We start from the raw sequence: 21,566 nt of genomic DNA on the forward strand, positions 1-21,566 counted from the left end.
GCTGAGCCGGCCCGCCCGGCTCGACACAATCAACCGTTATTCCAGCGGCATCACCGTCACCCGCACCTCCGGGTCGTGGCTCCCTCCCCCCAGAATCACCCCTCGCAACGGCGACACATCAGAAAAATCCCGGCCCCAGGCCAGGGTGATGTGCTCCAGTGCCGGCTGCACATTGTTCGTCGGATCAAAATCCACCCAGCCTGATACCGGGCAATACACCGAGACCCACGCGTGGGATGCATCGGCGCCGATCAGCCGTGGCTGGCCGGGCGGTGGCTGGGTGAGCAGATAACCGCTGATATAGCGCGCCGCCAGGCCTCGCGAGCGCAGGCAGGCAAGCATCAAGTGGGCGAAGTCCTGGCACACGCCACGGCGGCGCTCCAACACTTCGACAAGCGGCGTGGCGACTTGGGTGGCTTCGGCATCGAAGGTGAATTCGCTGAAGATCTTTTCCATCAGCGCCTGTACGCCCAGCAGCAACGGTTTACCAGCGGGGAAACAGCTCTCGGAGAATTCGACGAAGGTTTTCTTCAAGTGCACGTAGGGCGATTCGAAGCGGTAGCGACAGGCTTCAATCAGCTCATCGGACATAGCCTGGCTGCTGTAGGTCAGGCTGTCGCGGGTCTGGTCCCAGGCGGGTGATTGCTGGAAATCCAGCGCCGGCCGCGCCAGTACTTCCACGGTCAGCCCGGCGTTCACCAGCAACTCATCATGGGGCCGCTCGAATGCCAGCCGAGTGATAGGGTTACCGAACACGTCCAGCTCGTCGCGGCGCGAGGTCGGTTCCGGGCTGATATCCAGTTGCTGCGAGCTGCAGCGCTGCCAGGCGCACGGTCGTGGCCACAGGTGCGCCAGCTGCTGGGCCAGGGACACCGGGCTGTCATAGTGGTAATGGGTATCGTGGAAAATCTGGTAGCGCGCACTCATCACACCGACACCGTTTGCTGGCTGACATCATCCACGTGGGCAAAGTGACGCAAGGCCAGGCGGTCCGACACTTGCCCACTCTCATCGGCCACCGCTTGCAGCAGGTCGGCCAGGCCGTCCAGCGCCGCACGCACGCTGGATTCACCAAACAGCGGGTTCTCCAGGCAGCCCAGGTCGAATCGCGCCAAGCGCTCCACCAATGGGCCCAGGCCGGTTTCCCGCGGCACACCAAAGTCATCGTTGAGGCGTCGCAGGGTGCGACTCACCAGCTTGAGCTGGAACAACACCGCGTGGGGGTTCTGCTCGTCGAGCAGCAGCAAGTCGAGTACCGGGATCAACTGCGGCACCGCCAGGTAGCGGGAGCGGTAGGTGATGCTGCTGTTGCCCAACTCCAGCAACCACTCCAACCCAGCCTGATCAAATACCGCCACGCCACGCAGAAAGGCTGCCAGGCTACTGCTAAGAAATTGCAGGCGCTCGATGCGCCGGCCCATCATCAAAAAGCGCCAGCCTTCGTCACGGGTCATATCGTCCAGGGCAAACCCGGACAGCGCCGCCAGGGACATTACCAGGCGGTTGAGGAAATCCAGCAACTCGCCAAAATCCGGTGATTCGCTTTCCAGCTCCAGGGCTTCACGTTGCAGCTCCACCAAGGCCTGCCAGTTTTCCCTGGACAGCTTGCCGCGCACCTGCGATGCCGCCCACTGCAAGCGTTGCAAGTTGGCACGCAGGCTCGATGGCCAGTCATCACCGAGCAGCGCCGCCAGCAGGCGTTCGGGCAATTCGCCCTCCTCCGGCAGCAGCCGCAGGCTTTCGCCCAGCTCAACGGCCGCCTGCAAGGCCAGCGGGTCGTCGCCATCCACATAACGCGCCAGCACGATACGCAGCCAGCGCGCGCTGTCGTCACAGCGTTCGCAGTAACGGCCGAACCAGAACAGGTTTTCCACCACGCGGGAAGGTAGATAAGGATCGCGGCGCACCAGGTCATGGGCGCCAATCGCGCGCTGTGCACGCCAGTGTTCGCCACCGGCGGCGCGTTCGCCGAGCACCCAGGTGTCCTTGCTGGCGCCGCCGCGCTGCATCGACACCACTTCGGCGTCGGCTTCGGCCGCCACCCGCGTCAGGCCGCCAGGCAGCACGCGGTAACCCTCGGCACTGGCCACGGCGTACACACGCATGCCGATGGCGCGGTGTTGCAGGTGGTCGTCCACGGTGTGCCACACCGGCGCTTGGGACAGTTGCGCCAACTCTTGGGCGACATAGGCGTAAGGCCGCGCACGCATACGTTCGGCCAGGGCCTGGCGCTGTTCGTCATTGAGGTCACGGCCGAACACCGGCGCGAAACTCTGGGACGGGAATGCGGGCTTGATCAACAGCTCCGGCATTTTTTCCAGCGCTTCGGCCAGCACCGGCGCTTCACCGCACCACCAGGTGGCGATGGACGGCAGGATCAGTGCTTCACCAAACAGGAACTCGTTGATCTTCGGCAAGAAGCCCAGCAAGCCGGGGGATTCCAGCACGCCGCTGCCCAGGGCATTGGCCACCAGCACGTTGCCTTGGCGCACGGCATCCAGCAATCCAGGTACGCCGAGGGCCGAATCGGTGCGCAGCTCCAGCGGGTCGCAGAAGTCATCGTCCAGACGACGCATGATCGCGTGCACCCGGCGCAGGCCGCTGAGGGTTTTCAGGAACACCGTGCTGTCGCGCACGGTAAGGTCGCCGCCCTCCACCAACGGGTAGCCAAGCTGGCGCGCGAGGTAGAGGTGTTCGAAGTAACTTTCGTTGAACCGGCCGGGCGTGAGCAGCACGATCAGCGGCGGCTGGTCATCACCAGGCGCCTGGCGGGCAAGGGTTTCCTGCAAGGTGCGGAAGAAACCGGTGAGGTGCTGCACCTGCAGGTCACGGTAAAGATCCGGAAAGGCCCGGGACACGATGGTGCGGTTTTCCAGCGCATAACCGGCACCCGACGGCGCCTGGGTACGATCGGCAGTGACCCACCAGCGGCCATCCGGTGTGCGCGCCAGGTCCACGGCGTACAGGTGCAGGAAAGCGCCGTCCGGTGGCTGGATGCCCTGGCACGGCCACAGGAAATTGTTATGCCCGAATACCAGCTCCGCCGGCAGCAAACCTTCCTTGATCAGGCGCTGCGGGCCGTACAGGTCCGCCAACACGGCATTGAGCAGGCGCGCACGCTGGGCAATACCGGCCGACAGGTGCTGCCACTCATCAGCGGCCAACACATGGGGCAGCAAATCCAGCTCCCACGGGCGATCCGCGCCCTTGGGATCGGCGTAGACGTTGTAGGTCACGCCGTTTTCCTGGATCTGCCGGGTCAACAGCGCCTGGCGTTGGGCCAGTTGCGCGGGTGTGCTGCGTTGCAGGTGGTCCAGCAGGCGCCGCCAATGGGCACGCACCGAACCGCTGTCGTCCAGCAGTTCGTGATAAGTGCCCGCGGTCAGCGGGTAACGGTCGAGCAAGTCGGACATGGAACGCTCGGCAGAGGCAAGGGGGCTCAGATTAACTCAAATTACGGCAATCTAATGTGGGAGCGGGCTTGCTCGCGAATGCGGTGGGCCAGTCAATACATGTATCGGCTGATGGACCACATTCGCGAGCAAGCCCGCTCCCACATTTTAACTGCATTTAGTCGTTGTTATTGGGGAAACGCCGGAGATCCAGGGTCATGGGCAACTCATCGTTCACCACAACCGTCGGCACCGGAAGCTTGCCTGGTGTGTGCCCCAACCGGAAAAACCGTGCCATGCGCCGGCTCTCTGCCTCGTTGGCATTCACCGGCAAGCTGTCGTAATTGCGCCCGCCCGGATGGGCGACGTGATACTGACAGCCGCCCAGCGAACGCTGCATCCAGGTATCCAGCAGATCGAACACCAGCGGCGCGTGCACCGCGATGGTCGGCTGCAGGCAGTTGGCCGGTTGCCAGGCGCGGTAACGCACGCCAGCGACGAACTCACCGACACGCCCGGTGGCTTGCAGCGGCACCGGGATGCCGTTGCAGGTCAGCAGGTAGCGCTGCGGTGGCAGCCCGGTCAACTTGACTTGCAGGCGCTCCAGAGAGGAGTCCACATACCGCACCGTACCGCCCACCGCGCCCTCCTCGCCCAGTACGTGCCAGGGCTCCAGGGCCTGGCGCAGCTCCAGCTCGATCCCGTTGACGGCGTAGTCACCGACTTTGGGGAAACGGAACGCCAGGTGCGCGGCAAACCACTCGGCGCGCAGCGGGTAACCGGCGGCGTTGAGTTCGACGATTACGTCGGCAAAGTCTTGCTCGATGAAATGCGGCAGCAGGAAACGGTCGTGCAACTCAGTGCCCCAGCGTGCCAGCTTCGGCGGCGCGTAGGGTTCGCGCCAGAAGCGTGCCACCAAGGCGCGCAGCAGCAATTGCTGAGTCAGGCTCATGCGTGCATGGGGCGGCATTTCAAACGCGCGCAATTCCAGCAAGCCTAGGCGGCCCGTGGCGCCGTCCGGTGAGTAGAGTTTGTCGATGCAGAACTCGGCGCGGTGGGTGTTGCCGGTCACGTCGATCAGCAGGTTTCGCAGCAGACGGTCCACCAACCAGGGCGGGCATTCCTCGCCGGGCGAAGGCATTTGCGCAAAGGCGATTTCCAGCTCGTACAACGCGTCGTTGCGCGCCTCGTCCACCCGTGGTGCCTGGGAGGTCGGGCCGATGAACAGACCGGAAAACAGGTAGGACAACGAAGGATGGTTATGCCAGTAGCTGATCAGGCTACGCAGCAAATCGGGTCGGCGCAGGAACGGTGAGTCCTTGGGCGTCGCGCCGCCCAGCACAAAGTGGTTACCGCCGCCGGTGCCCGTATGGCGCCCGTCGATCATGAATTTTTCGGTGGTCAAACGCGTTTGCCGCGCCTCTTCATAGAGGAATTCGGTGCGTTCTACCAATTCGTCCCAGGTGGCGGAGGGCTGCACGTTGACCTCAATCACGCCCGGGTCCGGCGTGATGCGGAAGTTGCTCAGGCGCGTGTCGGCTGGCGGCTCATAGCCTTCGAGCAATACCGGACAATGCAGTTCCTCGGCAGAGGCTTCGATGGCTGCCACCAGTTCCAGATAGTCTTCAACGCGCTCCAGGGGCGGCATGAACAGATAGAGGCGCCCTTCCCGTGCTTCGGCGCACAGGGCGGTGCGAGTCAGCCAGTCCGCGGACTCGTCCACCTTGGGCACGCGCTCATCACTCGGCGCGGGCTCACCGTGGCGTTGCAGCTGCGCACTGGATGGCAGCTCCGGCTGATCCTGATTAGGATCAGTCGGATGCACAAACGGGTACTCTGCCGCCGTCACCCAAGGCTGCGAGGCCAATGGCAGGCGATATCCCAGCGGCGAATCCCCCGGCACTAGTCGGCAGTGGTTATCGCGCAGATACCAGCGCCCACTTTGCCAGCGGTCATTAGCCGCCGTGCGCGCCAGCGGCAGCACCTGGCCGATGACTTTATCCAGGCCCTGGTTGAACACTTTGCGCAGGCGCTCGCGCTCCAGGTCGTCACTCAGGCGCGGGTCCTGGGCGTTGACGTTTTGCGGCAGCGCACCCTCGCGCCACAGGTAGTAGAAATTGTCTTCGAAGGCTGGAAACACGAAACGCGCCGGCAGCTTCAGACGCTCGGCGACACTGGCCAGGAACCGCCCGGCCAGCGCACCGTCCGCGCCATAATCCTCTTGTTCATCGGCAATCAGCGCGCTGTTGTGCCAGATCGGCACACCGTCACGGCGCCAGTAGCAGTTGAGCGACCAACGCGGCAATTGCTCGCCGGGGTACCACTTGCCCTGGCCGAAGTGCACCAAACCCTTGGGCGCATAGTGCTTGCGCATGCGCTGGAACAGCTCGGCGGATAACCGGCGCTTGTCCGGGCCAAGGGCGGCAGTGTTCCATTCGGCGCCGTCGGGATCGTCGATGGAGACGAAAGTCGGTTCGCCGCCCATGGTCAGGCGTACATCGTTTTTGAGCAGGTCGCCATCGATCTGACGGCCCAAGGCCTGGATCGCCAGCCATTGCTCTTCGGTGTAGGGCTTGGTGACGCGCGGCGCTTCCCAAATCCGCTCTACCGACATCTCGTGAGTGAATTCGCACTCACACGGTTCCACCAACCCACTGATCGGTGCCGCCGAAGATGGATCGGGACTACAGGCCAATGGTATGTGGCCCTCACCAGCAAACAGCCCGGAGGTGGCGTCCAGGCCGATCCAGCCGGCGCCGGGCAGATACACTTCGCACCAGGCATGCAGGTCGGTGAAGTCCACCTCGGTACCGGACGGGCCATCGAGCGCTTTGACGTCGGCGGTCAATTGGATCAAGTAGCCGGACACAAATCGTGCGGCCAAGCCGAGGTTGCGCAACAACTGCACCAGCAGCCAGGCCGAATCGCGACAGGAGCCGGAGGCGTTCTCCAGGGTGAACTCCGGGGTTTGCACACCCGGCTCCATGCGGATCAGGTAGCCGATATCGGCCGCCAGGCGTTGATTGAGGCCCACCAGAAAGTCCACGGCAGGCAGCGGCGTGCGGTCTATTCCGGCCAGGTAGGCGGCAAACCTCGGCGTCAGCGGCAAGGTTTCCAGGTACGGCGCCAGTTCGCGCTGCTCATCGGCGGCGTAGCTGAAGGGGATGTTTTCGGCGTAGGGTTCGAGGAAAAAGTCGAACGGGTTGAATACCGCCATCTCGGCGACCAGGTCGACTTCGATGCGTAGCTCGTCGGTCTTTTCCGGAAACACCAACCGCGCCAGGTAATTGCCCTGGGGGTCTTGCTGCCAGTTGATGAAATGCTGCTCGGGCAGCACTTTCAGCGCGTAGGACAAAATCCGCGTGCGGCTATGGGCCGCCGGGCGCAAACGCACAATCTGCGGGCCGAGTTCGACCGCGCGGTCGTAGCGGTAATGCGTAACGTGGTGCAACGCGACATGAATCGACACGGCGGCCTCCTGCGAGCCAGGGCGTGGGAACAAAGCGCGCAAGACTTATGCCAGAGCGGCGGTCATTGCGCTTTATCGTAAGACCCGGTGCAGTACAGCACCAAAACGGCGCCAACGTACGTGCCACGGTGCAAGAGCCGCACACATTTGTGGCGCCAGTATGAGGATGGGTGGTGAATCTACTCAATCAACGGGTTTTGCGCCTTGCGATTGCGGCTTGGCGCAGGTGGCGTATCTCGAACAGTTTTTTGCGCATTTCGCGGTGGCGTTTGCTGTTGAGCAGCAGTAACCCCAACAGCGGAAAGAGTACAGCCGAGCCATAGACCAGCATGTTGAGATCGTATTGCATCATTGGCAGTACGAACAACAGACAAACGCCCAAGTAAGCCGCCACCAGCCGCGTAGCCCAGGGATAGCCGCGGGCGATCATGACGTTGCCAAAGACCAGCACCGCCACCAGTACCAATATTGCGCCTATTGAATAGTTGGCTTTGAGCGCGGGATCAAGGCCGCGCAAATAGGTCACGCCAGCCATGGAAACCGCAGCGGAGCCGGAAAAGATCGCCATGAAAATCGTCCCCATGAATACGGGGAAATAGCGCGCGAGGAAACTGCCCATCTCGGGGAAGCCGTTCATTCCGTCAAGTCCTCGTACAGGCCAATGGCGATGGTCTCGGCAGTGCCTACGTGGCCCGTTCTATGGCTGCCCCAGATACCCAAGAGCCCGCCCAGGGCATCCTTGAGTTGGGTCAAGGTGGCATGACGGATCTCCGTGGAACTGTAGCTCTTTGTCATCTTGCCGGCGCGCTGCTGCAATTTGAGTAGCTTGGGCGTCAGGCTTGGGTCCCTGAGGCTAAGCAGTTCCCTGGTCAACTTCTTGCGTTCCTGGCGGCTCAGGCCCTTGAGCAGTTCGTACCAACTCTTGCCCAATGCTGCGGCCTTGTTGGCCTTGAGCAGCCTGACGGTAGTCAACGCACCCGTGCCAATGCCCACCAAAGAGGCCGCATCGAGGATAGGTGAAACGGCGCCGTACCATTCGGCGTCGTCCATACGGTCATTGGCATCAGGATCAAGCACTTCGTTATACGTACGCGCCACACCAAACCCACATTGCGCGCTGCTGGCCAGCGCCGCCGTGATACCAATGCCAACCACAAATGCACTGGCACCGGCCGTGAACGGTACGGCGACACTGCCGCTGAACACCACAATCCAACCGATTACCGCCGCACCACAGGAAAGGCCCATATCAAACGCCTCTTTTTGAAGGCGTCCTTCCCGAGGATCGGTCTTCACTTGTTCCACAAACTGCGCAGGCGAAATGTACTTCTGCGCCTCGCGCAAAATAATGCGCTTGGGCCTGATGCTGCAGATAGGCTTGAACTCGCGCAGGGTGATCACGTTGAAATCGGCATCGATATATACGACACCCGCGCCGACAATGCCGGGGTCGGCGTCGATGGCCGCGAACAGGCGCGGCAGGTTGATCTGGCTTTCGATGCGCTGGCGCGCCATGAATTGGGAGCGGTTGGAATCCATGCCGATATTGAGCAGGGGGTTGCTCATAAGTGTTCTTCCTTGAAAGGGGTGGTGGCCGTGCGCGCCACCTTAACAAACGGCCTACCCACCGGCTAGAAAGCAAAACGCCAGCACAAGGCTGGCGTTTTGCATGTTCAGGCTGCGATCAACGCGGCACGACCGGCTTGCGCGCAGGCTTGCCGCCCTTGCCCTTGGCCGCATCGGCGCGCTCCTTGGCGGCCTGCTTGTTGCGCGCCTGGGCCGCGGCCTTGGCTTGCTCACGCTTGTCCCACGGGTTGCTGCCGTCGCTACCACGTGGCGGCAGCCCGGTGTGCTGGGTGAGGATCTTGGTGGTGGTTTCCTTGGCGACCTTATGGCTACCGGCTGGCGTCGAGTTCTTGCGACGCGCGCTCTGGTAGCTGTCGGTAGCCGGCTGGTGCAGCGGGATCAGTTGGTCCTTGCCCGGCCCGATCAGGTCGGCGCGGCCCATGCGGGTCAACGCTTCACGCAGCATCGGCCAGCCTTTCGGATCGTGGTAACGCAGGAAGGCCTTGTGCAAGCGGCGCTGTTCCTCACTCTTGACGATGGTCACCGCGTCACTCTTGTAGGTGACCTTGCGCAACGGGTTCTTGCCTGAGTGGTACATCGCGGTGGCAGTGGCCATTGGCGACGGATAGAACGCCTGCACCTGGTCCGCACGGAAGCCGTTGCCCTTGAGCCACAGGGCGAGGTTCATCATGTCCTCATCGGTGGTGCCGGGGTGGGCGGCGATGAAGTAAGGAATCAGGTACTGCTCCTTGCCCGCTTCCTTGGTGTACTTCTCGAACATGCGCTTGAACTTGTCATAGCTGCCAATGCCCGGCTTCATCATCTGGTTGAGCGGACCTTCCTCGGTGTGTTCCGGGGCGATCTTGAGGTAGCCACCCACGTGATGGGTAACCAGCTCTTTCACATATTCCGGCGACTCAACAGCCAAGTCATAGCGCAGGCCGGAGGCGATCAGGATCTTCTTCACACCCGGCAACGCACGGGCGCTGCGGTAGAGCTGGATCAACGACGAGTGATCGGTGTTCAGGTTCGGGCAGATACCCGGGAACACACACGACGGCTTGCGGCACGCGGATTCGATTTCCGGGCTCTTGCAGGCGATGCGGTACATGTTCGCGGTCGGGCCACCGAGGTCGGAGATCACGCCGGTGAAGCCTGGGACCTTGTCGCGGATCTCTTCGATCTCGCGGATGATCGACTCTTCGGAACGGTTCTGGATGATACGACCTTCGTGCTCGGTAATGGAGCAGAAGGTGCAGCCGCCAAAGCAGCCACGCATGATGTTCACCGAGAAACGAATCATGTCGTAGGCCGGGATCTTTTCCTTGCCATACGCCGGGTGCGGAACACGTGCGTAAGGCATGCCGAACACGTAGTCCATTTCTTCGGTAGTCATCGGGATGGGCGGCGGGTTGAACCACACGTCCACTTCACCGTGCTTCTGCACCAGGGCGCGCGCGTTGCCTGGGTTGGTTTCCAGGTGCAACACGCGGTTGGCGTGGGCGTAGAGCACCGCGTCATTGCGCACTTTTTCCACCGATGGCAGGCGGATCACGGTCTTGTCGCGGGTCATGCGCGGGCTGGCCAGGATCTGTACGACCTTGGCTTCTTCCGGATCATCCTGCGGCCCCTTTTCCTGCTCGATGGCGCAGGCCTGGGTGTCCTGGGTGTTGACGTACGGGTTGATGATCTTGTCGATCTTGCCCGGACGGTCGATCCGCGTGGAGTCGACTTCGTACCAACCCACCGGCGTATCACGACGAATGAACGCGGTGCCGCGCACGTCGGTGATGTCTTCGATCTTGTGACCCCACGACAGGCGCTGGGCAACTTCGACAATCGCACGCTCGGCGTTGCCGTACAGCAGGATATCGGCGGTGGCATCGATCAGGATCGAGTTGCGCACACGGTCCTGCCAGTAATCGTAGTGAGCGATGCGGCGCAGGGAGGCTTCGATGCCGCCGAGTACGATCGGCACGTTCTTGTAGGCTTCCTTGCAACGCTGGCTGTACACCAGGCTGGCGCGGTCCGGGCGTTTGCCGGCCATGCCGCCAGGGGTGTAGGCGTCGTCGGAGCGGATTTTCTTGTCGGCGGTGTAGCGGTTGATCATCGAGTCCATGTTGCCGGCCGCGACGCCGAAGAACAGGTTCGGCTCGCCGAGCTTCATGAAGTCGTCTTTGGACTGCCAGTTCGGCTGGGCAATGATCCCGACGCGGAAGCCCTGGGACTCCAGCAACCGGCCAATGATCGCCATGCCGAACGACGGATGGTCAACGTAGGCATCACCGGTGACGATGATGATGTCGCAGGAATCCCAGCCAAGCTGATCCATCTCCTCCCTGCTCATGGGCAGGAATGGCGCTGGACCGAAACATTCGGCCCAGTACTTGGGATAGTCAAATAACGGCTTGGCTGTTTGCATGACGGTGACCGGTGTTGAGATGGAAAATCGCGGGCGCGGAATATAGCACAAATTTTGACCAATTCCGACGGTAATGGTCGGAATTGAGCAGACGGGTTATTCGTCGTCGTCGAAGTTGTAGCTGCCTGGCGCGAGGTTTTCGAAGCGGGTGTACTTACCGATGAACGCCAGGCGGATAAAGCCGATGGGACCGTTCCGTTGTTTGCCGATAATGATCTCGGCAATGCCCTTGTGCTCGGTCTCGGGGTGATACACCTCGTCGCGGTACACGAACATGATCACGTCGGCGTCCTGCTCGATCGCTCCGGATTCGCGCAAGTCGGAGTTCACCGGGCGCTTGTTGGGACGTTGTTCCAGGGAACGGTTGAGCTGGGACAGCGCCACCACCGGGCAATTGAATTCCTTGGCCAAGGCTTTCAAGGACCGAGAGATCTCGGAAATCTCGTTGGTCCGGCTGTCACCGCTGGAGCCCGGGATCTGCATCAACTGCAAGTAGTCGATCATGATCAGCGCGATGTCGCCGTGTTCACGCACCAGGCGGCGGGTACGTGCACGCATTTCCGAAGGACTGATGCCCGCGGTGTCGTCGATGAACAGCTTGCGGTCATTGAGCAGGTTGACCGCTGAGGTCAGGCGCGGCCAGTCGTCGTCTTCCAGCTGGCCGGAACGCACCTTGGTCTGGTCGATACGCCCCAGGGACGAGAGCATACGCATGATCAGCGACTCACCTGGCATCTCCAGGGAGTAAACCAGGACGGTCTTGTCGCTGCGCAACACGGCGTTTTCCACCAGGTTCATCGCGAAGGTGGTCTTGCCCATGGACGGACGACCGGCGACGATGATCAAGTCGGACGGCTGCAGGCCGCTGGTCTTCTCGTCGAGGTCGGTGTAGCCGGTGGAAATACCGGTGATGGCCGCGTCAGTGTTGAACAGCGTGTCGATACGGTCGATGGCCTTGGTCAACAGCTCGTTGACGCCCACCGGGCCGCCGGTTTTCGGGCGGGCCTCGGCGATCTGGAAGATCTGGCGCTCGGCCTCGTCAAGGATCTCTTCGGCGGTGCGCCCTTCCGGGTTGAAGGCGCTGTCGGCAATCTCGGTGCTGATGCCGATCAGTTGGCGCAACGTGGCCCGCTGGCGAACGATCTGGGCGTAGGCCTTGATGTTGGCGACGGACGGCGTATTTTTCGCCAGCTCACCGAGGTAGCCGAGGCCGCCGACCTGGGAGGTCTGGCCTTCCTTGTCCAGTTGCTCGGCCAAGGTCACCACATCGATAGGTGAGTTCTGGTCGGCCAGCTTGGCGATGGCGCGGAAAATCAGGCGGTGGTCATGGCGATAGAAGTCACCGTCCGAGACTTGATCCAGCACGCGTTCCCAGGCGTTGTTGTCCAGCATCAAACCACCGAGCACAGCCTGTTCGGCCTCGATGGAATGCGGCGGCACCTTCAGGGCAGCGGTTTGCAGATCGTATTGCTCAGGAGCTGAAATATCGTTCATGGCCACTTGGAATTAGGGGTGTGTAGAAAAACAAAAGGCACGACCTGTAAACAGGATCGTGCCCGATGTTAACCGCCTGACACCGGGGGTGCCAGTCAGTTAGCTTGCTTTAAGCTGCTACCACGACAACGCGTACGGTGGCTTCAACTTCGGCGTGCAGGTGCACGGCTACGTCGAATTCGCCTACGTTGCGGATGGTGCCGTTCGGCAGACGAACTTCGCTCTTCTGCACTTCAACGCCGGAGGCGGTCAGTGCATCAGCGATGTCGTGGGTGCCGATCGAACCGAACAGCTTGCCTTCGTCACCGGCGGTGGCAGTGATAGTCACTTCCAGCTCAGCCAGTTGGGCAGCGCGAGTTTCGGCCGAAGCTTTTTTGTCTGCTGCTGCTTTTTCCAGCTCAGCACGACGCTCTTCAAACGCAGCCAGGTTGGCAGCGGTTGCAGCGGTGGCTTTGCCGTATGGCAGCAGGTAGTTACGACCGTAACCGGCCTTAACGTTCACTTTGTCGCCCAGGTTGCCCAGGTTGGCGACTTTTTCCAGAAGGATCAGTTGCATGTGAAAATCCTCTAACTTTTAACCTTCACCGTTCGCGTTATCGGCGTCTTTCGGCGCCAGACGACCGCGAAAATCAATCAGGCCGTCGACAATGGCCAAAACCACGAGTAACGGATAGATCAGTTGCATGAACACCAGCATCGTTACGTACATCCCCACCAGCCAGAACTTGGCCAGGCGCTTCTGCGCGACCAGCCCATGCATCAGGGCCAGTCCGGAAAACACCAGCGGTACGCTGCAAAACAGCACCAGCAAGGCGGCGTGTGAACCGAAGTACGGTCCGACCACCATAAGTGCCAGCAGCAACATCGCCGGGCCCACGGGGATTCTGATACTGCGAAACTCGCGACCAAAACCACCCGGGTTGTACAACAACGCCTGCCAATAACGCCCAAGCATCAGGCTCAGCAAACTGACGATCTGCATCATTACCGCCATCAGGCCGATCAGGGCCGGTGCAATCAGCGTTGCCAGTCGCGCTCGCTCTTCTACCGACAGCTGCTGGTAGAGTTCCCCGAGGGCCATCGGCAGGATCTTGACGATCTCTTGCGACAGCGCCTCGATCTGCGGGCGGAAAGCCGCGTCAATCAACACCGAAAACACCAACCCCAGTGCCACGCTGACCAGCAGCGTGCGGACCCAGGACTCACTTGCGCGCAAAACCAACGCAAGGCTCGACGACCCCAGCAGCACCAGAAGCACTTTGGGTTCGCCCAGTTGCAGCCACCAGATCAAGGCAGCCACGACTCCCAGGGCCAGGACGCCAATGGCATCCTGCAAACCGCGCCGCAGGAGCACAAGGCATCCAGCGGCAGCACCCAACCAATACAACAACGGCAATGCTGCACATCCAGCCACTACCAGAGTGGCCTGCACACGACCGCGCATGATGAACTCAGCTAAGGCGCGCATGCATTCAATCCCTTACTACTTGTCGACTGCCCGGTCTCAGCGGCCGTGGCTGTCGGTGTAGGCCAGCAGGGCCAGGAAGCGGGCGCGCTTGATAGCGGTGGCCAGCTGACGCTGATAACGTGCTTTGGTACCGGTGATACGGCTTGGAACGATTTTGCCGGTCTCGGATACGTAGGCTTTCAGAGTGTTGAGATCTTTGTAATCGATCTCTTTCACGTCTTCAGCGGTGAAGCGGCAGAATTTACGACGACGGAAGAAACGTGCCATTTGATAGGCTCCTTAAAAGGTCCGTGGATTACTCGTCAGCGTTATCGCTGTTGTCGCTGTCATCACTATCAGCGCTATCAGCGCCTTCGTGCTCAGGACGGTCGCGACGCTCACGGCGCTCACTGCGGTTTTCTTCAGCCTTGAGCATCTCGGATTGGCCGGTAACGGCTTCTTCGCGACGGATGACCAGGTTACGGATCACAGCATCGTTGTAGCGGAAGTTGTCTTCCAGCTCGGCCAGGGCCTTGCCAGTGCACTCAACGTTCAGCATCACGTAGTGAGCCTTGTGAACATTGTTGATTGCATAGGCCAGTTGACGACGGCCCCAATCTTCCAGACGGTGGATTTTGCCGCCGTCTTCTTCGATCAGCTTGGTGTAACGCTCAACCATGCCGCCGACTTGCTCGCTTTGATCCGGGTGGACCAAAAAGATGATTTCGTAATGACGCATGAATGCTCCTTACGGGTTGTAGCCTGCCGCTCAAAAACGGTCAGACAAGGAGTGAATGACACTTATGGATCTTGCCACGGGGAGGCACATCGGTGCCCGCCTGGAAGGCAAGGGGCGCAATTGTAGAGAAGGGGGAGAAGCGGCGCAAGGTGATTGGTGATTATTTGAACAATGGTTACTGACACCGGAAACCAATGTGGGAGGGAACTTGCTCCCGATAGCAGTGTGTCAGCCAAACATCAGCTGACTGATACACCGCAATCGGGAGCAAGCTCCCTCCCACATTTTGGTTCTGTGCCAGGCTCGGGATTACTTCTTGGCCTTGGCCTTGGCCTTGGCGCCACGCTGGCGCTGGGCTTCGAACAGGCACACGCCGGTGGCGACCGACACGTTGAGGCTGCTGACGCTACCGGCCATCGGCAGATGCACCAGGTAATCGCAATGCTCGCGAGTGAGGCGGCGCATGCCCTTGCCTTCAGCCCCCATGATCAGGATGGTCGGGCCGGTGAGGTCCTGGTCATAAATACTGACCTCGGCCTCTCCGGCCGTGCCCACGACCCACAGGCCGCGCTGCTGGAGCTTCTCCAGCGTGCGCGCCAGGTTGGTCACAGCCACCAACGGAATCACTTCCGCCGCGCCGCATGCGACCTTACGCACGACGGGTGTCAGGGTCGCCGACTTGTCTTTAGGCACGATCACCGCCAGCGCACCGGCAGCGTCCGCCGAACGCAGGCAGGCGCCGAGATTGTGCGGATCGGTCACGCCGTCCAGCACCAGCAGCAATGGCGCACCTTCGGTACGGTCGAGCAGCTCGTCGAGCATCGCCTCGCCCCAGACCTGGCTCGGACTGACATCCGCCACCACGCCCTGGTGGACGCCCTCGACCCATACGTCCATTTCGCGACGCTCGGCCTGGCCGATGGCAACCTTGTTTTGGGTCGCCAGCTCGACCAACGCTTGCACGCGCGGCTCGCTGCGGCCTTCTGCCAACCACACTTGCTTGACGCGTTTAGGGTGGTGACGCAGCAGTGCTTCTACGGCGTGGACGCCGTAGATTTTTTCCAGACTCATGACTTGGCCTTAGGTTTGCGCGACCCGCCGCTTTTCGCGGGAGCCGAACCCGCTTTGGGCGGGCCTTTACGGTGTTTACTAGGCTTGCTCGACGGATTTTCCGCCCCGCGGGACTTTCCCCCAGACGCCGCTTTACCACCGCTTTTGGCTTCGTTGAGCAACTGCTGCTTCAACTCGCGGCTCTTGCGCAGCTCGGCGTTTTTCGCCGCAGCGTCGCTTGGGCGGTAGGCTTCGGGGGCCTTTTCCTTGGTCGACGAGCGACGACCGGCCTTGGCTGGCGCAGGCTCGGCGGCCGTTGCCTTAGCGGGCGCAGCCTTGCCTTTACTGGCCGGTTCGCTGCCACGCTTTTTACGGCTGCCAGGCGATTCGGCTGGCTTGTCAGACATGCCGAAGTCGATCTTGCGTTCGTCGAGGTCGACACGCATGACCTGCACTTCCACGGTATCGCCAAGGCGGAAGCTACGGCCGGTGCGCTCGCCCGCCAGGCGGTGATGCACAGGGTCAAAGTGGTAGTAGTCACCCGGCAAGGCGGTGACATGCACCAGGCCTTCGACGTAGATGTCGGTCAGCTCGACAAACAAGCCAAAGCCGGTCACGGCCGTGATCACGCCAGGGAAGGTCTCGCCCACACGATCTTTCATGAACTCGCACTTGAGCCAGTTCACCACGTCGCGGGTGGCCTCGTCGGCACGGCGCTCGCTCATGGAGCACTGCTCGCCCAACTGTTCCAGGGCCGCTTCGTCGTACGGATAGATCCGTGCCTTCGGAATGGTCATCGCACCGGCGCGCTTGACGTGCGGCGTGTTCTGCTTGGAGTGGATCACGCTGCGGATCGCGCGGTGCGTGAGCAGGTCCGGGTAACGACGAATCGGCGAGGTAAAGTGGGTGTACGCCTCGTAATTCAGGCCGAAGTGGCCCTGATTGTCGGCGCTGTACACCGCCTGGCTCAGGGAGCGCAGCATGACGGTCTGGATCACGTGGTAATCCGGACGGTCCTTGATGCTGGCGAGCAGAGCCTGGTAGTCCTTCGGCGTCGGGCCGTCCTTGCCTTTGTGCAGGGACAGGCCGAGCTCTCCGAGGAAGGCGCGCAGTTTTTCCAGACGCTCAGGCGGCGGACCGTCGTGCACACGGTACAACGCAGGAATCTCATGCTTCTTCAGGAATTCAGCCGTGGCCACGTTGGCCGCCAGCATGCACTCCTCGATCAGCTTGTGCGCATCGTTACGCGTGGTCGGGGTGATCGCGGCAATCTTGCGCTCGGAACCGAAGACAATCCGGGTTTCCTGGGTTTCAAAATCGATCGCGCCACGGGTATGACGTGCGCCCAGCAACACCTTGTACAGCGAGTAAAGCTGCTTGAGGTGCGGCACCACATCAGCGTACTCGCTGCGCAGAGCCTTGGCTTCGCTGGTCTTCGGCGTTTCCAGGATGGTGCTGACCTTGTTGTAGGTCAGACGCGCCTGGGAGTGGATCACCGCTTCGTAGAACTGGTAGTCGGTCATTTCGCCGGTTTTCGAGATGGTCATCTCGCACACCATGGCCAAACGGTCGACTTTCGGGTTCAGGGAGCACAGGCCGTTGGACAGCTGCTCAGGCAGCATCGGGATCACGCGCTCAGGGAAGTACACGGAGTTGCCGCGTACCTGGGCTTCGTTATCCAGGGCCGAACCGATCTTCACGTAGCTGGACACGTCGGCAATCGCGACGAACAACTTCCAGCCCCCGGAGAACAGGCGCAGCTTGCCGGGCTTGGCCTCGCAGTAGACCGCATCGTCGAAGTCGCGGGCGTCTTCGCCGTCGATGGTGACAAACGGCAGATGGCGCAGGTCGATGCGTTTTTCTTTGTCTTTCTCTTCCACTTCTGGCTTGAGCTTGCCGGCTTCTTTCAGCACAGCCTCGGGCCAGACGTGAGGAATATCGTAGGTGCGCAGCGCAACGTCGATTTCCATGCCCGGCGCCATGTAGTTGCCGACCACTTCAACGATGTCGCCCTGTGGCTGGAAGCGCGCCGTTGGCCAGTGGGTGATCTTCACCTCAACGAACTGGCCGACCTTGGCGGCGCCATTACGGCCCGGCGTGATCAGCACTTCCTGCTGGACCTTCGGGTTATCCGGCACCACAAAGCCGATGCCGCCTTCCTCGAAGTAACGGCCAACGATGGACTCGTGGGCGCGGGATACCACTTCGACAATGACGCCTTCACGGCGACCGCGACGGTCCAGGCCGGAAACGCGCGCCAGGGCACGGTCACCATCGAACACCAGGCGCATTTGCGCCGGGCTCATGAACAGGTCGTCGCTGCCGTCATCCGGAATCAGGAAACCGAAGCCGTCACGATGGCCGGCAATGCGCCCCAGGATCAGGTCGAGCTTATCCACAGGCGCGTAAGTGCCACGGCGGGTATAGATCAGTTGAGCATCGCGCTCCATGGCACGCAAACGGCGGCGCAGGGCTTCGAGCTGGTCTTCGGTGGTCAGACCGAATTCTTCAACCAACTGCTCGCGGCTAGCAGGCGAACCCCGATCGGCGAGATGCGCCAGGATCAGTTCGCGGCTAGGAATAGGGTTTTCATATTTTTCCGCTTCACGAGCGGCCTCGGGATCGAGGGACTGCCAATCGGCCATTAGAGAGTTTTCACCTTGTCTATATGCGGGTTAGTTTGGCATACGCGTATTGAAACGGGAAATTTCAGACGCCAACAAGCCTTTAAAAGCCCTTTGCAGCCCCCGACGAGCAGCTTGCACGACCATTGGCGAAATTTTCCAGGATTTTTTCGTGGCGGGGGTTTACAGCTTAATGACCCCTCCGTATAGTGCGCGCCATCGACGACGGCAACGTTGTTGGATAATGCCCAGGTGGTGAAATTGGTAGACACGCCAGCTTCAGGTGCTGGTGATCGCAAGGTCGTGGAAGTTCGAGTCTTCTCCTGGGCACCAAATTCAGATTAAACCCGCGAAAGCGGGTTTTTTCGTTTCAGGCCTTTGATTTTTAACGGAAAACTTGATTTATTTTTTCGAATCAGGGGTTTACAGATCAAAAAGGCCTCCGTATAGTTCGTTCCATCAACAGCGCAAGCGTTGCTGATAATGCCCAGGTGGTGAAATTGGTAGACACGCCAGCTTCAGGTGCTGGTGATCGCAAGGTCGTGGAAGTTCGAGTCTTCTCCTGGGCACCAAATTCAGATCAAACCCGCGAAAGCGGGTTTTTTCGTTTCCTGGCCTGAAAAACTTCCCCAGCGATTTGCCCCTCGCCCGCACCTGAGAAGCTTTATCGTTTATCCTTGCAATGATTTGTTGCACATAAGCGAGGAAAACTTCGGATGACCATCCGCGATACCCGTCTCAAGACATCTCTTCTGCGTGGCCTGACCCTCACTCTGCTCGGCCTGACCCTGCTCTCGCCCACCGCTTATTCCGCCGACAAGGTTTCCCTGACCTTGTACAACGGCCAGCACAAAGAAGTCGGCGATGAACTCGCCAAAGCCTTCGAGGCCAAGACCGGCATTCATGTCAACGTACGCAAGGGCAGCAGTAATCAGCTCGCCAGCCAGGTCGTTGAAGAAGGCGACCGCTCGCCTGCCGACGTGATCTACACCGAAGAATCGCCACCGCTGAACAAACTCGGCGAACAAGGCCTGCTGGCGAAAATCGACGCCAGCACCCTCGATGTATTACCCAAGGATTATGTCGGCGCCAATGGCGACTGGATGGGCGTGACCGCGCGCACTCGCGTTGTAGCCTTCAACCCGAAACTGATCGCTGAAAAAGACCTGCCGAAATCGGTCCTGGATTTCGCCGGCCCCGAGTGGCAAGGCAAGGTCGGCTTCGTGCCCACCAGCGGCGCTTTCCAGGAACAGGCCGTGGCGATTATCAAGCTGCACGGTCGTGAAGCCGCCGAAGAATGGCTGACCGGCCTGCGCGCCTTCGGCAAGGTGTACAGCAACAACATGGTCGCCCTCAAAGCTGTTGAAAATGGCGAAGTGGCTACCGTGCTGGTGAACAACTACTACTGGTTCGCCCTGAAAAAAGAAAAAACCAACCTGGATTCCCAACTGCATTACTTCACCAATGGCGATGCTGGTGGCTTGATCACGGTGTCTTCGGCGGCGGCGCTGAAGTCCAGCAAGCATCCCAAGGAAGCCCAGCAACTGCTGGCATTCATGGTCAGCGAAGAAGGCCAGCGCGTGATCACCAACACCTCGGCCGAGTACCCTCTGCGCAAAGGCATGGAATCCAACCGCGGCCTCAAGCCTTTCAGCGAGCTGCAACCGCCGAAAGTCACCCCTGCCGACCTGGGCAACGCCGAAGAAGCCCTGGACCTGGAACGTGACGTTGGCTTGAACTGATGAACCCATCGCTACCCGCCCCCGCCCTGCGCGGGGGTTTCAGCCCAAGGCCCAAGCGACCGTCGATCTGGCTGTTGTTGCCGGTGCTGTTTTTGGTCGGCTTGAGCCTGCTGCCGCTGGCCTATGTCGGGCTCAAAGCCTGGCAGGCCGGCTGGGCGGAAGCGGTACACCTGCTATGGCGGCCGTATGTGTTCGGGTTGCTGCGCAACACCTTGGCGTTGATGGTCGGGGTGACGGTCACGTGCGCCGTAATCGGCCTGTCCCTGGCCTGGCTACTGGAGCGTAGCAACCTGCCAGGGCGACGCATCTGGGGCGTGATCCTGTGCCTGCCATTCGCGGTACCGGCGTTTGTCAGCAGCTTCACTTGGGTGTCGCTGAGCGCGAGTTTCGAAGGGCTCGGCGGCGCCATCCTGGTGATGAGCCTGTCGAAATATCCGCTGGTTTTTCTGCCGGTGGCAGCGACCCTGCGCAATCTTGACCCCTCCCTGGAGGAGTCGGCCCGCACCCTGGGGCTGAATCGCTGGGGCGTGTTCTTTCGCATCACATTGCCGCTGCTGTGGCCGTCGCTACTGGCCGGGGCATTATTGATTGCACTGCATATGCTGGTGGAGTTCGGCGCGCTGTCGATCATCGGCTTGCAAACTTTTACCACCGCGATCTACCAGCAGTTCGAACTGGAATTCAGCAATGCCAACGCCGCGATGCTCTCGGCGGTGCTGTTGGTGATGTGCCTGACGCTGCTATGGCTGGAATTGCGGGTCCGCGGCAAGGGCCGGCATGTGCGTATCGGTCAGGGCGCGGCGCGGCATGCGGAGCAGGTTCGACTGGGTCAGTGGGCACCCTTGGGCCAGGTGTATTGCCTGGCGTTGGCGATCATCGGCAGCGGGATTCCGCTGGGGATGCTCGGTTACTGGTTGGCAGTGGGATCTTCCGCAGCATTCCCGGTGGCGGAGATCGGCGAGGCGTTGCTGTCCTCATTGGCGCTGTCCCTGGCAGGCGCCGCGCTGTGCCTGGTATTGGCCGTACCGGTCGGGTTGCTGGTGGTGCGCTACAAGGGCCGGCTGGCGATCTGGGCCGAACGCCTACCGTACCTCCTGCACGCCCTGCCAGGCCTGGTGATTGCACTGACCCTGGTGTATTTCGCCCTGCACTATGTGCCGGCGCTGTACCAGACCTCCGCGCTGTTGCTGATTGCTTATGCGCTGCTGTTCTTGCCGCTGGCCCAAGCGCCGATTCGCACAGCGTTGAACAAGGCTGCGCCGCAGCTTGAAGACGCTGCGCGCACGCTGGGCGCCTCGTCGTTCAGTGCATTTTGCCGGGTGACCTTGCCGATTATCTTCCCGGCGCTCGGCGCAGCATTTGCACTGGTATTCCTGGATGCAATGAAAGAACTGACGGCGACGCTGCTGCTCAGTCCGACCGGGCTCAATACCCTGGCGACGGCGGTGTGGGCGCACACCTCGAATGTGGAATTCGCGGCGGCGGCGCCCTATGCAGCACTGTTGATCCTGGTGTCTGGGTTGCCGGTGTATGTGCTCACGACGCGGATATACCTGAGCCGCTGAGACCGCTATCGCGGGCAAGCCCGACTCCCACCTTTGGAATGCATTCCAAGGTGGGA

Annotated in this window: 15 protein-coding genes and 2 tRNA genes; 4 read left to right on the forward strand and 13 right to left on the reverse strand. The window is 61.1% G+C overall.

What is annotated here, in order from left to right; genetic code table 11:
* Positions 1-36: 36 nt before the first annotated feature.
* From AB4O08_RS09945 to rnr, 13 genes are all read right to left on the reverse strand, one after another.
* A complete protein-coding gene (locus AB4O08_RS09945; protein ID WP_010213588.1) occupies positions 37-927 on the reverse strand; it encodes a transglutaminase family protein in 891 nt (296 codons plus the stop codon).
* Positions 927-3,413 carry a circularly permuted type 2 ATP-grasp protein gene (locus AB4O08_RS09950; RefSeq protein ID WP_010213590.1) on the reverse strand — a complete coding sequence of 829 codons (2,487 nt, stop codon included), beginning with the start codon at positions 3,411-3,413 and terminating at the stop codon, positions 927-929. Before AB4O08_RS09950 ends, AB4O08_RS09945 begins: the two co-directional genes overlap by 1 nt.
* A 157-nt stretch (positions 3,414-3,570) precedes the next feature.
* Positions 3,571-6,861 carry a transglutaminase family protein gene (locus tag AB4O08_RS09955; protein WP_010213592.1) on the reverse strand — a complete coding sequence of 1,097 codons (3,291 nt, stop codon included), beginning with the start codon at positions 6,859-6,861 and terminating at the stop codon, positions 3,571-3,573.
* A gap of 187 nt (positions 6,862-7,048) precedes the next feature.
* Positions 7,049-7,498: a hypothetical protein gene (locus AB4O08_RS09960; RefSeq protein WP_010213594.1), complete on the reverse strand. Its 450-nt coding sequence runs from the start codon at positions 7,496-7,498 to the stop codon at positions 7,049-7,051.
* Entirely contained in the window at positions 7,495-8,427 is a 933-nt protein-coding gene (locus AB4O08_RS09965; RefSeq protein WP_021493241.1) for an NAD synthetase, read from the reverse strand. The genes AB4O08_RS09960 and AB4O08_RS09965 overlap by 4 nt, the downstream gene beginning before the upstream one ends.
* A gap of 118 nt (positions 8,428-8,545) precedes the next feature.
* A complete protein-coding gene (locus AB4O08_RS09970; RefSeq protein WP_010213596.1) occupies positions 8,546-10,849 on the reverse strand; it encodes a YgiQ family radical SAM protein in 2,304 nt (767 codons plus the stop codon).
* A 96-nt stretch (positions 10,850-10,945) separates the two neighbouring features.
* Positions 10,946-12,343 (reverse strand): replicative DNA helicase, encoded by a 1,398-nt coding sequence (gene dnaB, locus AB4O08_RS09975; protein ID WP_010213597.1) that lies wholly within the window; start codon positions 12,341-12,343, stop codon positions 10,946-10,948.
* Between the two features lie 109 nt (positions 12,344-12,452).
* Entirely contained in the window at positions 12,453-12,899 is a 447-nt protein-coding gene (gene rplI / locus AB4O08_RS09980; protein WP_003171376.1) for a 50S ribosomal protein L9, read from the reverse strand.
* 18 nt (positions 12,900-12,917) lie between these two features.
* On the reverse strand, positions 12,918-13,811 hold the full coding sequence (locus AB4O08_RS09985) for a YybS family protein (RefSeq protein WP_010213598.1): 894 nt from the start codon (positions 13,809-13,811) through the stop codon (positions 12,918-12,920).
* Positions 13,812-13,847: 36 nt separating this feature from the next.
* Positions 13,848-14,078 carry a 30S ribosomal protein S18 gene (rpsR, locus tag AB4O08_RS09990; protein WP_002551829.1) on the reverse strand — a complete coding sequence of 77 codons (231 nt, stop codon included), beginning with the start codon at positions 14,076-14,078 and terminating at the stop codon, positions 13,848-13,850.
* Positions 14,079-14,106: 28 nt separating this feature from the next.
* Positions 14,107-14,529, reverse strand: coding sequence for a 30S ribosomal protein S6 (gene rpsF / locus AB4O08_RS09995; protein WP_003236224.1), 423 nt, complete (start codon positions 14,527-14,529; stop codon positions 14,107-14,109).
* 309 nt (positions 14,530-14,838) lie between these two features.
* Entirely contained in the window at positions 14,839-15,600 is a 762-nt protein-coding gene (gene rlmB / locus AB4O08_RS10000; RefSeq protein ID WP_137211603.1) for a 23S rRNA (guanosine(2251)-2'-O)-methyltransferase RlmB, read from the reverse strand.
* The gene (rnr, locus tag AB4O08_RS10005) at positions 15,597-18,224 is read right to left on the reverse strand and encodes a ribonuclease R (protein WP_021493243.1); all 2,628 of its coding nucleotides are present in this window, start codon (positions 18,222-18,224) and stop codon (positions 15,597-15,599) included. Before rnr ends, rlmB begins: the two co-directional genes overlap by 4 nt.
* 225 nt (positions 18,225-18,449) lie before the next feature.
* Here rnr and AB4O08_RS10010 point away from each other — a divergent pair.
* From AB4O08_RS10010 to AB4O08_RS10025, 4 genes are all read left to right on the forward strand, one after another.
* Positions 18,450-18,536: transfer RNA gene (locus AB4O08_RS10010), tRNA-Leu, on the forward strand.
* A 152-nt stretch (positions 18,537-18,688) separates the two neighbouring features.
* Positions 18,689-18,775, forward strand: a tRNA-Leu gene (locus AB4O08_RS10015).
* 144 nt (positions 18,776-18,919) lie between these two features.
* The gene (locus AB4O08_RS10020) at positions 18,920-19,945 is read left to right on the forward strand and encodes an iron ABC transporter substrate-binding protein (protein WP_460114841.1); all 1,026 of its coding nucleotides are present in this window, start codon (positions 18,920-18,922) and stop codon (positions 19,943-19,945) included.
* On the forward strand, positions 19,945-21,510 hold the full coding sequence (locus AB4O08_RS10025; protein ID WP_010213603.1) for an ABC transporter permease: 1,566 nt from the start codon (positions 19,945-19,947) through the stop codon (positions 21,508-21,510). The genes AB4O08_RS10020 and AB4O08_RS10025 overlap by 1 nt, the downstream gene beginning before the upstream one ends.
* Positions 21,511-21,566: the final 56 nt, after the last annotated feature.

The organism is Pseudomonas sp. H3_E07 (assembly GCF_054668895.1).